The 14,494-nt window shown below is 66.3% G+C and carries 12 protein-coding genes; 8 read left to right on the top strand and 4 right to left on the bottom strand.

Features of this window, described 5'->3' with window-relative positions; translation table 11 throughout:
- Nucleotides 1–79 precede the first annotated feature (79 nt).
- Nucleotides 80–853 (top strand): TetR/AcrR family transcriptional regulator, encoded by a 774-nt coding sequence (locus tag OG817_RS24675; RefSeq protein ID WP_406047000.1) that lies wholly within the window; start codon nucleotides 80–82, stop codon nucleotides 851–853.
- 473 nt (nucleotides 854–1,326) lie between these two features.
- On the top strand, nucleotides 1,327–1,803 hold the full coding sequence (locus OG817_RS24670) for a DUF1269 domain-containing protein (protein ID WP_406046999.1): 477 nt from the start codon (nucleotides 1,327–1,329) through the stop codon (nucleotides 1,801–1,803).
- A gap of 392 nt (nucleotides 1,804–2,195) precedes the next feature.
- On the opposite strand, the gene OG817_RS24665 is transcribed toward OG817_RS24670, so the two are convergent.
- Nucleotides 2,196–2,345 carry a hypothetical protein gene (locus OG817_RS24665; RefSeq protein WP_406046998.1) on the bottom strand — a complete coding sequence of 50 codons (150 nt, stop codon included), beginning with the start codon at nucleotides 2,343–2,345 and terminating at the stop codon, nucleotides 2,196–2,198.
- 1 nt (nucleotide 2,346) lies between these two features.
- Complete coding sequence (locus OG817_RS24660) at nucleotides 2,347–2,802, bottom strand: DUF6325 family protein (protein WP_406046997.1); 456 nt, start codon at nucleotides 2,800–2,802, stop codon at nucleotides 2,347–2,349.
- 405 nt (nucleotides 2,803–3,207) lie between these two features.
- Here OG817_RS24660 and OG817_RS24655 point away from each other — a divergent pair, with 405 nt between their 5' ends.
- From OG817_RS24655 to OG817_RS24635, 5 genes are all read left to right on the top strand, one after another.
- Nucleotides 3,208–3,888 (top strand): GAP family protein, encoded by a 681-nt coding sequence (locus tag OG817_RS24655; RefSeq protein ID WP_406046996.1) that lies wholly within the window; start codon nucleotides 3,208–3,210, stop codon nucleotides 3,886–3,888.
- A gap of 177 nt (nucleotides 3,889–4,065) precedes the next feature.
- Nucleotides 4,066–4,275, top strand: coding sequence for a hypothetical protein (locus OG817_RS24650; RefSeq protein WP_406046995.1), 210 nt, complete (start codon nucleotides 4,066–4,068; stop codon nucleotides 4,273–4,275).
- 123 nt (nucleotides 4,276–4,398) lie between these two features.
- Nucleotides 4,399–5,838 carry a DUF2252 domain-containing protein gene (locus tag OG817_RS24645; RefSeq protein ID WP_406046994.1) on the top strand — a complete coding sequence of 480 codons (1,440 nt, stop codon included), beginning with the start codon at nucleotides 4,399–4,401 and terminating at the stop codon, nucleotides 5,836–5,838.
- 185 nt (nucleotides 5,839–6,023) lie between these two features.
- Complete coding sequence (locus OG817_RS24640; RefSeq protein ID WP_406046993.1) at nucleotides 6,024–8,402, top strand: arylsulfatase; 2,379 nt, start codon at nucleotides 6,024–6,026, stop codon at nucleotides 8,400–8,402.
- A gap of 26 nt (nucleotides 8,403–8,428) precedes the next feature.
- Complete coding sequence (locus OG817_RS24635) at nucleotides 8,429–8,944, top strand: DUF1269 domain-containing protein (RefSeq protein ID WP_406046992.1); 516 nt, start codon at nucleotides 8,429–8,431, stop codon at nucleotides 8,942–8,944.
- Nucleotides 8,945–9,335: 391 nt separating this feature from the next.
- Here the strand turns inward: OG817_RS24635 and OG817_RS24630 are convergent, their stop codons facing one another.
- Nucleotides 9,336–9,620 (bottom strand): hypothetical protein, encoded by a 285-nt coding sequence (locus OG817_RS24630; protein WP_406046991.1) that lies wholly within the window; start codon nucleotides 9,618–9,620, stop codon nucleotides 9,336–9,338.
- Between the two features lie 911 nt (nucleotides 9,621–10,531).
- Here OG817_RS24630 and OG817_RS24625 point away from each other — a divergent pair.
- Complete coding sequence (locus OG817_RS24625; protein ID WP_406046990.1) at nucleotides 10,532–12,634, top strand: LuxR C-terminal-related transcriptional regulator; 2,103 nt, start codon at nucleotides 10,532–10,534, stop codon at nucleotides 12,632–12,634.
- Between the two features lie 1,354 nt (nucleotides 12,635–13,988).
- Here the strand turns inward: OG817_RS24625 and OG817_RS24620 are convergent.
- The gene (locus OG817_RS24620) at nucleotides 13,989–14,435 is read right to left on the bottom strand and encodes an aminotransferase class I/II-fold pyridoxal phosphate-dependent enzyme (protein WP_406046989.1); all 447 of its coding nucleotides are present in this window, start codon (nucleotides 14,433–14,435) and stop codon (nucleotides 13,989–13,991) included.
- Nucleotides 14,436–14,494 lie beyond the last annotated feature (59 nt).

Raw genomic sequence — 14,494 nt, 5'->3', positions numbered from 1 at the left:
GTGTGGGTCCCACTAATATAAAGTGTAAGGTGCACACGAAGTCAAACACCGAGTTTCGCGGGCGTGGGGAGCCGACCTGATGCCGTTGACCGACGATGCGCACCTGCCACCGGGGCTCGTGCTGGCGTGGGGCCAGCCCGCCAAGTCGAACAAACTCGGCCGGAAGCCGACGCAGAGCGTCGAGCGGATCGTCGACGCAGCCCTCGAGCTGGCCGATGCCGACGGGTTCGCCGCGTTGTCGATGCCCAAGATCGCCCAGAAGCTCGGGCTGACCGCCAACGCGATCTACAGGTACGTCAGGTCCCGCGACGAGCTGCTGGTACTGCTCGGTGACGCAGCCTGGGGTCCGGCACCGGACCGGGTCGGAGACGCACGGGACTGGCGAGCCGCAGCGACCGTCTGGACGCAGGCGATGGTCGATCGGTGCGACGTCCACCCATGGCTCTGCGATCTCCCCATCCGCGGAGCGCCGGTGACGCCGAACCTACTCGGCTGGGCAGAGGCGATCCTGAAGGCGCTGACCGGTGCCGGGCTGAGTCCCACCGAAAGCCTGTCGTGCGCGTTGCTGCTGGACGGTTATGCCCGGCGGATCGCCAGCGCGCGTCGCGATCTGCGCGACAGCACCACGACGTCCGTCCAGCCGGCAGCGGTGTCACGATTCCTGGAACCTCGGCTGCACGAACTCGGATACTCGATCCTGGCCGCCCTGATGACCGGGAACCAGTACACCGATGAGATCCACGACGCCGACGTGACCTTCGGCCTCGACCGAATCCTGGACGGCATCGACGTACTGATCGCGCAGAAGGCGTCGACGCGCCGGCACCAGAGATCCACGGACCGCGCGACGTAGCGGCAGCCTCAGAGGCTGGCGGATCGGTTCTTGGATTTCGAGCTCCGGCAGCATCCGCCGGAAGCTGGTCGGACGGGCGGCGTCGAGGCAGAGGTCCGGAAGACGCTCAGGCCGGCGCGCAGCAGAATCCTCGACAACGGTGCGGTGAGTGCAGCAACCACCAGGGTGTTGCGCCGCGACGGCGACGGGTGATGGTGGATCGTTGGCCCCTCTGCTCTTGCAATGGCGTCCGTGTCGTCACTCATCGGCCCGTCCCCTCACCGTGCGTCGCAGTCCCGTCCGCCGGGCAGCACGCTGGGCGACGCAGCCAAAGCCTGGCGAAGGTCGAGAAGCGTGGGCTAGGTGGCTACCAACGGTGGTCTAACGGTCACCGTGACCGGCCTCGCCCGTTGGGGGTGAGGCGGTACGCCTGGCCGGCGGACTAGAACGGGAATGTCGCGGATCTGCGACATGCCACCTATAGAGGACATCCCATGGGAAACAAGATCGTCGTGTTGGCAGTATTCGCGAACGAGGCCGCGGCGGATTCCGCAGCGCAGAGCCTCAAGGACTCCGGGCTCGCCAGCCATGATGCGATCGGCGTTCTCGTCCTCAACGAGAAAGGTGAGGTCAAGACCGAGAAGGTTGGCAAACGCAGCACTGGCAAGGGGGCCGGCATCGGTCTGGCGCTGGCCTTGTTCACCCCGGTCGGCCTCGCTGTCGGAGTGGTCGGCGGTGGACTTGTCGGCGCGCTGCACCACAAGGGCCTCGGCCTGGACAAGGCTGACCGTGAACGCCTCGGATCCGCGCTCACCGATGGCAAGGCCGCCGTCGGGGTGCTGGCGCCGGTGAGCGAAGCGGACGCCGTCTCGACCAAGCTGACAGATCTGGGCGGCACGACGGAGTCACACACAGTGTCCGACGACGATCTCGAGGAAGCCCACCAAGCCGCCACCGCTTCCACGCCCTAGTCCCGTTGCCGCCGTCCTCTGACGCCGACCATCCAGCCGCATCCTCAAAGACAGCATCAGGGCCACCCGCAAGCTCACTCGCCTGGTCGACGGCGAGCACCAGATGATCAGCTCGCCGCTACTGGTCGTCCCGGTGCCGTACGCCGGTGAGCGCACCCGAGCGTCTAGCTTCAGCACGTCCATGTCGCGAGGGAAACGGTCGGCTGCCGCGCGCACGCAGGCACGGCGCGGAACCTTCGGGGTCCAGTTTCATGAGCTCTGCTGCGCGAACCTGCGCCTAACGGCCACCGTGGTCGGGGCCGCGAAGGACGCGGCAACCTGGGTCGCTGGGTCGCTGGGTCGCTGGGTCGCTGGGTTGTCCGGGTCGGTGACTGTCCAGCAGTCGGCAACGGCTACCGGTCGCGACGGTCTTCGCGCCGGTCTTGACGGTCGTCGCCGCGGTCGTCGCGGCGGTCGTGCCGGCGGTTCATACCGTGCGCGACCACGACGGCACCGCCGACGGCGGCGACAGTCCTGCGCCTGCGTCGGGCTGCGAGTGGCATCTCATTCTCCTTCGTCGGATTCTTCGGCGTCGGCCTCGATGGCGGCGATGACCGCCTGGATCGGGATCCGCCCACTGGCGACAAGCTGACCACCCGCGTGGCGTACTGCCGTGCCGAACGGAGCGGCCCACAGGTTCTCCCACACCAGCACGGCGGCCGAGCTGCCCGGCTCGACGGCCTCGACGAGATCCTCAACGTCCTGCTCGCTGAGCAACATGGCCAGCTGGGTCTCGAACCGGCGGAGCTCGCCGACCTCGCTGTCGTCGAGATCGGTTGCCTCGAACACCTCGTAGCCGCCGTCCTCGTCCCGCTTGACGAACAACAGGTCCAGGACCCGGATCAAGCCCCGGTCGACGTAGTCGGCAAGGATCGGCGCGATGTCGCCAGTCAGTTTGCTGCCGGGGAACTCGACCACGATCCAGTCGACCGGGCCCAGTTCGTCGATGTTGACAGTCATGCGCCACCTCCGTTGTTCGACTCCAGAGTCAACGATTGGTCCTAGGAAGCCACCTTCCTCCCGATCGGTGGGGTTCTCATTACCCGTTGCGGGTAATGCACCGCGACCCCGGCGAGTCACATCGCCCGCTGGCCTCAAGCACATGTGAGGATCTCGCGAGTAGACCGGCGCTGGTCGTTGCCCGGGCGCGGGCAGATCCGACCGCCGTGGGCCGTGGGACGTCGATCTTCGCCCCAAGGCACGGTCCGCCGACCGTCCTGAGGGATGATTTCACCAGACCCCGCGGGGTGGCCTGTTGACGAGCGGAACAGGCGGCGCTGACGCTCGCCCACGCAATACTGGTTCGCGGAGGAGCTGTGGTGGCGGCCCAGCGGGCCGCGGCGGGCGGCAGCCGTCGTCGAGGGGGTGGGCCGGTTGATCGTTGATCCGTTTCCGTTGGCGGTTGCAGTCGCACTCAGCCCGGTTCCGGTTATCGCGACACTGTTGATGCTCCTGGCCCGGCGTTCGACGGACACCGGGCTGGGGTTCCTGCTTGGCTGGACAGCGGGAATTGCCGGAGTGACGATGGTGTCCGCGCTGGTCGCCTCTACATCCCGGGCCGAAGCACGATCGGATACGTCTCCGCCGGCGACCGACTGGATTCTCTTGTGGTTGGGTCTACTCCTACTGCTCCTGGGGACTCGCGGGTGGTTGCGGCGGGCGAAGTCGCCGGCCGTGACGACACGTCCGCGTTGGATGGACGCGCTCGACTCCTTGTCCCGGGTCAGGGCCGCGGGCCTGGGAGTGGTGCTCTCGGCGTTGAATCCGAAGAACCTGGCAATCTGTGCGGTGGCCGGAGCAATGATCGGCGGCACGTCGGGGGAGACCGTTGAGCAGGCTGCTGCGATCGCCGTCTTCATCGTCATCGGGACCAGCACCGTGGCCATCCCCGTGCTCTCCTACTTGGTCGCGAGGGACCGGCTGAGACCCTCGCTGGATCGCCTACGGGAGTGGCTGGAGCAGAACAGCAGGGCCGTGGTGAGCGCATTGTTCGTGGTGATCGGTCTGGTGCTTGTCGCCCAGGCTCTCATCAGCCTCGCGGGCTGAGCGTGGGTGCATGCCCTTACCCCGTTTGGCCTAGTCCGGCTCCAGCCCTGCCTTGCCAGAGAGCGGTCACGGCGTGTTCGGGACGGCCAAGGCGAGCGCGATTACCCGTTGAGGACGAGGCGCCCAGCCTGCGCCGCCCGCAGGCTTGACTCGCGGTCTCCGAGAGGGAGGTCAACCATGACGAACTCGTCCGATGTCGATGGGGGCTATTCGGCCGACGGTCTTGCCGGCCGAATAGCCGCTGTTCTGGCCGCGCTGGTCAGTGCTGTGGTCAACGTCGCCTTCCTGGCGGCGTTTCCGGTGGGGTCCAGCCTCATGGTGCTCCTCGACATCGTCGTCATCTGGGCCGTCATCGTGCGCGGCCGCGAGATGAAGTCCGACTACTGACGAAGACTCGATGCCGCGCCGCACGCGGCGGCACCTTGCGGCAGTCGCACCGATCGGTCCGATGGCCCGGGCCTACCAGCGGGCCGGGCCGCCACAGTTTTCCAGTTCGAGGAGGAGAGGTCGATGACCACGTTAAGAGAGAGGTCGATGAGCGGGAGGATCGAGCATCCGAGCGTCGACGATCGCCTGGCCTTGGGCAAGGACGCCGGGCACCGGACGCCTCCGTCCAGCCATGCGGGATGGGAGCCGGCGGCGCAGCGCCCTGACGCGGTCGCTCTGTTGGAGGATCAGAACCTGACGCGTGAGCTGGACCTGGTGCCGGTGCGGCATGGCCGGATGATGGTGTCGCCGTTCACGTTCTACCGTGGCGCGGCCAAGATCATGGCGGCCGACTTGAAGGACACGCCGAGGGCCGGGTTGAGCGTCCAGCTGTGCGGCGATGCTCACCTGTCGAACTTCGGGGGGTTCGCTTCTCCCGAGCGCCGGTTGATGTTCGACCTGAACGACTTCGACGAGACGCTGCCGGGGCCGTTCGAGTACGACGTGAAGCGGATGGCGGCGAGCTTCACTATCGCGGCCCGCAACAATGGCTTCCGGAAGGCAGAGGTCCGGGATGTGACCACCGCGTCGGTGGCGGCGTATCGCGAGGCGATGGCCGACTTCGCGCAGATGCGCACCCTGGACATCTGGTACGCGCACCTCGACGAAGAGGACATCCTCGCGTCCGCGCGCTCGCAGGACAAGGGCCAGAAGTCGAAGAAGGACCTCAAGCGCGCCAAGAAGAGCTTCGGCAAGGCTCGGACCCGGGACAGCTTGCAGGCGTTGTCCAAGCTCGCCGAGCTGGTCGACGGGAAGTACCGGATTGTCAGCCGGCCGCCGATCGTGGTGCCGCTGCGCGACCTGGCCGCGACCGACTACGGGCTGGCGCCGGAGCAGGTGGACAAGGCGCTGCGTGACCAGTTCCGCGCCTACCGGCAAACGTTGCAGCCCGACCGGCGTCAGCTTCTGGAGCGGTACGAGTTGGTCGATCTGGCCCGGAAGGTCGTCGGCGTCGGCAGTGTCGGGACAAGGGCGTTTATCGGGCTGCTCCAGGGCAGGGACGGACAAGATCCGCTGTTCTTGCAGGTCAAGGAGGCCACGGCGTCGGTGCTGGAGGACCACCTGCCGAAGAGCCGCTTCCGGCAGCCCGGTGAGCGGGTCGTGCAGGGGCAGCGGATGATGCAGGCCGCCAGCGACATCTTCCTCGGCTGGACGAAGGGCGCGGATGTTTCGCGCCACTTCTACTGGCGGCAGTTGCGCGACATGAAGGGCTCGGCAGTCGTCGAGGCCCTGTCGCCGTCGGGCCTCGGCTTCTACGCACGAACCTGCGGTTGGACACTGGCCCGGGCGCATGCGCGATCCGGAGACCCGATCGCCATCACCGCGTACCTCGGTGATTCGGACGCGTTCGACCGAGCGATCACCGACTTCTCGAAGCGTTACGCCGACCAGAACGACCGCGACTACGACGAATTCGTGAAAGCCATCCGATCCGGCAAACTCGCCGCACTCGAAGGCGTCTGAAACGCGGAGTAGGTCAGCCGACGCTGACGCTATTACCCGTTCGGGGTAATGCGAACCGGAGCGGCCGACAGCATCGTGAGAACAAGCAAGCAGTAGGCGCCGGTCATTGTCGAATGTGGCTCCGGCAGCCAGACGAGCGAGGGACGGCGAGGACAGTGAGTGAAGCGGATCGCAGCAGCCTTCCGATGAGGCGACCGACGTTCGCGGGAGTGGCCAATCGGACGTTGGCCGGATCCGAGCCGGACTGGAACCTGATCGGGCATCCGACTGCGCCGGAGGGCGCCCCGAATGTTCTGCTGGTGCTGATCGACGATGCCGGGTTCGGCAATCCGAGCACGTTCGGTGGCCCGATCCGGACGCCGAACTTCACGCGGATGGCGGACGGCGGTTTGCGGTACAACCGGCTGCACGTCACGGCGCTGTGTTCACCCACTCGGGCGGCCCTGCTGACCGGGCGGAACAACCACGCGGTCGGGTTCGGCTCGGTTGGTGAGTTCGCGGGCGGCTTTCCCGGTTACTCAGCCACGTTGCCTCGTGACTGCGCGCCGTTGCCCCGGATCCTGCGGGACAACGGGTACAGCACGGCGGCGTTCGGTAAGTGGCACCTGACGCCTGACGGGCAGCAAGGCCCGGCCGGACCGCTCGACCGGTGGCCGAACGGTTGGGGGTTCGACTACTTCTACGGGTTCCTCGGTGGGGGCGCCAGCCAATACGACCCGTGCTTGGCGGAGAACCAGAAGATCATCGGTACGCCGCCTGAGTTTTACGACGAGGAGCATCCGTACTACTTCCCGGACGCGATGGCTGACAAGACCATCGAGTGGTTGCACGGCGTCCGCGGTCAGGACGCTTCCAAGCCCTTCTTCGTCTACTTCTCGACGGGCTGCAGTCACGCTCCACACCATGTCGCGAAGGAGTGGGCCGATCGGTACAAGGGCCAGTTCGACCAGGGCTGGGACCAGTTGCGCGAGCAGACCTTTGCGCGGCAGAAGGAACTCGGGGTCATTCCGCCCGATGCCGAACTGACGGCCCGGGACCCGGCGTTCCCGGCGTGGGACGACGTGCCGGACAAGTTGAAGCCGTTCTACGCCCGCCAGATGGAGGTGTACGCCGGCTACTCGGAGAACGCCGACCACAACGTCGGGCGGCTGGTCGACGCGATCGACGAACTGGGCGAGCTCGACAACACGATGATCATCTGGATCTGGGGTGACAACGGCGCCAGCATGGAAGGGACGGTCACCGGCTCGTTCAACGAGCTGACGATGCAGAACGGCATCCCGCTCACTGACGAGATGCAACTGCAGCTGTCCGAGCGGTACGGCGGAGTCGACGCGTGGAGTACGTCGCTGATGGCGCCGCATTACGCGGCGGCCTGGGCGTGGGCGGGCAATACGCCGTTCAAGTGGGGCAAGCAGGTCGGCTCGCACCTGGGCGGGACGCGCAACCCGTTGGTCATGCACTGGCCGGACCGCATCACTGACAGTGGCGGCCTGCGCTCGCAGTTCGCTCACGTGATCGACATCGCACCGTTGGTCCTCGACGTGACAGGGATCCCGTTGCCGCGGACCGTTGACGGGATTGAGCAGGCGCCGATGCACGGGACCTCGTTCGCCGCTTCGCTGACCGACGAGGCTGCGCCGGAGCATCGATCCCAGCAGTACTTCGAAACCATCGGCAACCGGGCGATGTACAAGGACGGCTGGTGGCTGGCGATGAAGACCGAGCGCATCCCGTGGGTGATCACCCCCGACGCGCTCAGGCCCTACGCGCCCGCTGTGTGGGACCCGGATGCCGGGCCCGCAGAGCTGTACTACCTGCCGGACGACTTCACTCAGGCGAAGGATCTGGCCGCGGAGCACCCGGACAAGGTGCGCGAGCTCAAGGACCTGTTCTGGCAGGAGGCTGAGCAGTACAAGGTCTTGCCGCTGCTCGCAACGCTGTCCACGTTCTTCGGGATGCTGCCGCCGCTGCCGGAGCAGACAACGTTCGAGTTCCGGGGCGACGTGCAGAACGTGATGTCCGGGATGATCCCGCGGGTCTACAACCATTCCTACGCGATCCAGGCCGACCTGGTCGTGCCTGAGGACGGAGCCGAGGGTGTGATCGTCGCTGAGGCGGACCACCTCGGCGGCTTCACTCTCTATGTGAAGGACGGCAAGCTCACGCACACCTACTCGATGATGGGCGTGTCCGTTTTCAAGCAGGTCGCTGACGAGGCAATGCCCACTGGCGAGGTGACGGTCCGGATGGAGTTCGAGGCCGACGCCGCGAAGCCGGCGACTGGCGGCGACGTGACCTTGTACGTCGACGGTCGGCCGGTCGGCAAGGGACGGATGGACCACACCGTGCCTATCCGGTTCTCCGGCTATTCGGGCATGGACATCGGCAGGGACAACGGCGGTGTCGTCGACCTCAGTTACGACAGCGAGAAGCCGTTCGCCTTCACCGGGACGATCAAGAAGGTTGTGTTCGACATCAAACCGCATCTGTCCGTCGATGACGAGATGACCATCCACGCTTCAGAACAGCACGGACAGGCCGCGCACGGCCTGTCCGGGTGACGCACGCCACCGCAAGGAGGACTGCCATGGGGTTCGATGAGGAGACCACCGATGTGCTCATCGGCGGGTACCTGTCCGTTGATGCGGCACAGGAGGATTACGAGGCGGCACTGAACTGCGGCGCGCGCCTGTGGGGCGCCGTCGTGGTGAGCAAGGACCTCGAGGGCAACGTCTCGGTCGAGCAGTCCGACCACATGGTCGAGGAGGGCGCCGGCGGGCTGGCGGCCGTGGGATTCGCAGTCGGTCTCTTCGCACCACCTCTGCTGGCGGCGACCGCGATCGGAGCAGCGGTGGGCGCAGTCGGCGGCAAGCTCTTGCACAAGAAGTCGAGCAAACAGATCGAAGAGCAGGCCGGGGAGACCATTCCCATCGGCGGCGCCGGTCTGATCCTGGCATACCCGCACAAGGCTGCAGGAGTGGTCGAGCCCTCGGTGACACGAGCGATCAAACACGTGGTCGGCGAGGCGGACGGTCACCACGTCAAGGCCCTCAAGAGCGCCCTGACCGACGCCGAACAAAAGATGGCCGAAACGGGCGGCTGACGCTTCGAACGCGCCGCTGGTGCGATCGGGCTGCATCTCCAGCCGTTGGCTATGGAGCGGCTGGCGACAGAGTGCTGCCGCCGTACTCGGTCCTGCTGGACGTCGACGCTCAACCGAGCCACGGACCCACGGCGCCAGCTGCGCTGTGGGTCGCGGCTGTGCCGACCGGGCGTCGGCGAAGCCCGATGTCAGGGCCCGATCTTGTGGCAGCGGATGGCGATGATCTCGACGTGGTGTGACTCCAGCCGGCGAGCCAGGTCGGCGACCCACCCAGATTCTGGGCTCACGATCATCAGCAATGTTGTTGCAGGGTACGGAACGGTCAGCGCGTCGTGGGGGAGTGCCGAGGCCGTGAGTGGTCCGATCCGACCGGCGATTCGGGCCTCGAAGGTCATGTCGACAGCCCCGGTCGCGGTCCGGGCGAGAATGGCAGGATCTCCGCATCGCTGCGTTCGTCGATGTCCATCACCCGGCGCAGCGCGAAGACATTGAGGCCGAGAGCGTGGAGCAGGTCCAGAAGCCCCACCAATGCGGACTGGTCAGGAGTGCTTGCCCGGATCAGCGTGGTGACCGGCTCAGTCGTCGTAAAGACCTCCCCGACCTCGGCGTCGAGTTCGGCGAGGACGCTTGGACTGAGCCGGCCGACGACCTGGACCTCGTAGACCCAACTGGTCATTGCTGCCACCTCGGCTGTCGGAGGACTGTTCACATCCAGCGTCCCGGCGCACCGCGCGACGCGCATTATCCGCAATGGGTAGTCGCATGAACCCTCCGCGGATTAGTCCGGGCCGCCTAGGGTTCCTGCGGGTGATGTTCGCCTAGTCTGGGATGAGATGGGGCCGCGGGGGGGACGGCCGAGAGGTGGGGGCTGAAGTGGATACGTCAGAGGTTGGAGACCTGGCGTGGGGGGCGTCCACTCGTGTGGGCGCCGAGGGCGCAGTACGAGAATCGCGCACGTCGGGGTGGCCAACTGGCGGCGAAGCCAAGCCGCTGCCCGCGGTGAGCTTGCTGATCAGCAAGCTGGCTGCACCCCAGCTGCCGTCGGGGCTGGTGGTCCGTTCGCGGCTCGTGGACCGGCTGGAGGCGGGGACCTCCGGGCGGCTGACCCTGGTGAGTGCGGGAGCCGGCTGGGGCAAGACGATCCTTGTCGCCGGCTGGGCCACAACGCGATCCGCGGCGCTGCCCGTGGCCTGGTTGTCGTTGGACTCCTTCGACAACGACCCTGTCCTGTTCTGGTCCTACCTGGTGGCCGCGGTTCACGGCAGCGGTGAGGCCCCGGGCGGAGGGCTCGGATCGCTGATGATCAGACCGCCAGTTGGCCAAGACGTCGTACGAAGGATCATTCTCGAGTTGTCACAGCTGCCGCGTCCGCTCGCACTCGTCCTCGACGACTTCGGCGAGATCCACAATCCGGAAGTCCTGAACGGGATCACCGAGCTGCTTCGCCACCCCTTGCCGCTCCACCTGGTGATCGTGACCCGATCCGACCCGAGTCTGCACCTTCACCGGCTCCGCGTCGACGGCGCGCTTGCGGAGGTACGCGCGAAGGACCTGGCCTTCACCGAGGCCGAATCCGGCGAGCTCCTGGTGCGTTCGGGGGTCGACCTGCCGCCCGAGCTGCGCACTCGAATCCTGGATCGAACCGATGGATGGGCCGCCGGGCTCCGGCTGGCGGCGATGTTCGCGGCCACCACGACACAGATCGACCGCATCGAGGAGTTCACCGGGACCGACGCGGGTGTCGCCGAGTATCTGTTCGACGAAGTCCTCGCGGCCATGCCTGCGGAGCGCCGCCGCTTCCTGCTGCGGACGAGCACCGCGGACCGCATCTGCGCCGACCTGGCCGATCTGCTGACGGATCGCGGTGGGAGTCAGGGGGAGTTGGAGAGCTTGGTGCAGTCCAACGCCTTCGTCGTGGCCCTCGGCACAGACCACCGCTGGTTCCGATACCACCCGCTGCTGGTCGACCTGCTCCGTCACCGGCTGCTGTTGGACGAACCGGACCTGGCGCCCGAACTGCACCGGCGCGCGGCGCGGTGGTTCGCCGGCCATGGAGAGGCGATCGAGGCGGTCCGCCACGCGGTTCGCGCGCAGGACTGGCAACTCGTCGGAGAACTGATGGTCAATGGCGCCGCGATGCGCGCCCTGTCGGCCGAGCGGCAGGCGTTCGCCGCACTCCTGGCGGAGATACCCGCCGCAGAGCTGTACTCCAGCGCAGAGTTGAGGGCGAGCGCGGCCATCGCCTGCTTCATCGCCCACGACTATGCAGGATTCAGCAACCATGTCGCGCACGCACGAGGCATGTTGAACGAACGCGGCGAGGAGTCCCGCAGATCGCTCGAACTGTTCCTCTGCGTAACGGACCTCGTGCTGAGCCGTGTACAGGGCAGCGTGCCCGACCTGATCGTGGCCGCCAGGCAGCTGCTGCGCCGGCTTTCTGACCCTGAGTTGGCACGATTGCCGGCCGCGCCCACGTACGAGGCGCCGGCGTTGAGTAATCTCGGCGTGGGGCTCGTCTGGTCCGCCCACACCGATCAGGCCGAGCAGGCGCTACGCGAGTCGATGGGTCTCGCCACAGCGACAAGAACCGACCTCACGATGGTGAACAGCCTCGGCTACTTGGCTCTGATCGAGTGGGAGCGGGGCGACGTGCAGGCCGCGCACGACGTGGCAGCCCAGGCCCTGGAGATCATCGAGCAGCGGGGTTGGACCGAGCACGCCCAAGCCATTGTGGTGTACCTGGTCCTGGCTCGGATCGAGTTGGAGCGAAACCACAGCGAGACCGCCCAGATCTTCATCCACGCCGGACTGGCCGCCGAGCGCAACGACCCGGACCGCACCCCCTATCCGGCGCTGCGCGCGACCGAAGCGCGGCTTTGGCTCGCGGCGGGGAAAGTCGATCGGGCCGAGAACCTGATGGTCTCTTTGGGCTCTGAGCTCAAAGATCGTACGATCGCGCCGCTCGTCGGACGATGGGTCGCACTCGTCCAAGCCGAGGTCGATCTGGCCCGCGGACGGCAAGACGCCGCCGTGAGTCGGCTACGTTCACTGCTCGCCGTACCAGGTGCAGCCGGCGACGCGATCGCCCAAGCCCCTGGTGGCTCCGCGGGTCTTGACGAGGTCAGATTGTGCCTGGCGCGGGCCGAGCAGGCTCTCGGCAATCTGACAGTGGCGGAGGACATCTTGTTGCCACTGCGCGATCAATGCCCGAATGCGGTCATCAAGGCTCGGGCTTGGCTGGTGACCGCACTCCTGGCCGACAGTCAGCGGGAAGACCATCGAGCCCTCGCTGCTATCGACCAGGCACTGTCCATTGCCGAACCAGAGGACATTCGCCGGCCATTTGTCGCCCTCGGCAACGGACGTCCCGAGGCGCTGCTGAGGCATCGGCTACAACTCTGGGACGGCGCGGAGCCGGCCGCGCGGCGATTTGCTGACGCCCTTCTCGAGGACATCGGCTCAGCCGACCGCATCGCTGCCGTACCCACACCACTTGACGAGCCCCTCACAGATCGCGAGCATATTGTCCTCAGCCATCTGGCGACGCTCGAAACCAACGACGAGATCGCTGCAGAACTCTTCGTATCGGTCAACACCGTAAAAGCACATGCCCGGGGCGTGTATCGAAAGCTCGCGGTCCACAGTCGGCGCGAGGCGGTCCGCCGCGCGCGTGAGCTCGGGTTGATTTGAGCTCGTCGCGCCACAACGCTCAGGAGCACCGCCGATCCGATCACAGATCGCGCGCACGCCGAGCCGGTCTCCAACGGCTCGCGGACGCGGATTGCGACCTGCCAACTGACTCACAGATGCTTGCAAGTAGGGCGGGCGGTGTTGTGGTTCAACACATCGGAATGGGGTGTCTCAGGACATCGGAATAGGTGTGGGGGCGGGATGTTGCGGGGGTGTCGAAGCGTCGGTTGGTGATCACTGCGGTGTTGGCGGGGCGTTCGCAGTCGGAGGTGGCCCGGGGCCCCAAAGACACGTGTCAACGCCGGTCGAACCCTGACCCATCTGTTCCGGGGCGGGTTCTAGTCAACGTTGCAACCCCGAACGACCTGAGTTCTGACCGGTCTGGGCCGAGGCCATCCTCAGGGGGCGGGTGCGGATGATTGTTTTGCCCTTGGTTCGCTTGGTTGGGTTGAAGGCGGTGATGGCGTCGGTGAGGGGCGACCGTGCTGATGTTCGGGCGCAGTCGGCCGTCGCGCACGCGTTCGTACGATCTCCTTGAGTTGGGAGCGACTCGATGTCGGTGCCGGCGCAGATGCGGAACGGCGCACCGAGCTTGACGATGAGCAACGCCGACGGCATCGCAGACCCATCAGCGCCACCGAAGACACTTTGCGGTGTGAAGAGCCCTCGATCGCCTCCTGACCTGATCAATCAAGTGGACGTGGCGAGCCTCCGAGCACGACGGTCCTGATCGGGCGTGAAACCGTTTTGAAAGCGTCGGATGTCACGATGACCCGGTGAGTGTCGTCCAGTCGCCGCAGAGGAGATTCAAGTAATGCGGAAATGGTTCATTGGCTTTGTTATATCACTGATGGTTGGAGTAGGGCTCTTGGCGGGCCCCGGACTTGGGTCCGCGCAAGCCGGCGGGACGTACGCAGGCTGTCCTTACGGCGCCGTCTGCGTATACCCTGATGCCTCGTTCAACCACAATCCCTCGCTGGTGTTTTGGTCCTACGGGGCACACAACCTCTCCAATCAGATTGGTATGCACCGAGTTTTCAACAATCAATATGGGGGCGCGCACGCTTGGCTTTGTAGAAACTACAACGGGGTCAACTGCACGCCTTTTCCAAACGGCTATCCGATCGAGCAGTACACCTATGTCGACTACGACCTGACACCCATCAACTCGATCCTCCTGACCAGAAACTAGTCGTGCGCCGCGGCGTTCGTCGTCCGCGTCGATCTGGCCTGGCCGTACCTCGAGTACGCGAGGTTCATGCGGTGCCTTGTTGACCGAAGCACTCGGCGAACGTCGTGGTCAGGGCGTCGAGGGCCGAGGTGTCGGCGTGGTCCGAGGGACGGCCGTAGCCGATCATGACGCCCTGGCGGGTAGGGGACAGTTGCGTGCGCTCCGACAGGCAGCCGAGGGCGACGCCGTGAGCCTGCGCAACGGCTTCGATGTCGGTCTCGGTGGGGCCGTCCGGGGGAGGATTGCCAGGGCGTGCAACCCGGCGGCGATGCCAGTCAGCGTGATCCGCAAGCCTGCGAGGTGGTGGCGGAGTTGGTCGCGTCGGCGGCGGTACCGCTGACGCGACCTGCGGATGTGGCGATCGTAGCCGTGGCGGGTGATCAGGTCGGCCAGGGTCAGTTGGCCGAGGTGTTCGGTGCGGTGGTCGATATGCGTCCTGGCATCGGCGACCTGGCCCATGAGGCGAGGCGGCAGCACCATCCAGCCGAGTCGCAGCGCCGGACCCAGCGTCTTGGACGTCGTGCCCAGGTAGGCCACATGGTCAGGGTCGGCGCCCTGCAGTTCTGGCACGCAGGTACAGAGCCAGATGGTCCTCGCGAAACCAGTACCGGCCACGTGTGTCACGGTCG

This window comes from Kribbella sp. NBC_00889 (assembly GCF_045207705.1).
Lineage (GTDB): Bacteria > Actinomycetota > Actinomycetes > Propionibacteriales > Kribbellaceae > Kribbella.
Note: the sequence above shows the minus strand (reverse complement) of the source record. Positions and strands in the feature narration are given on the sequence as shown.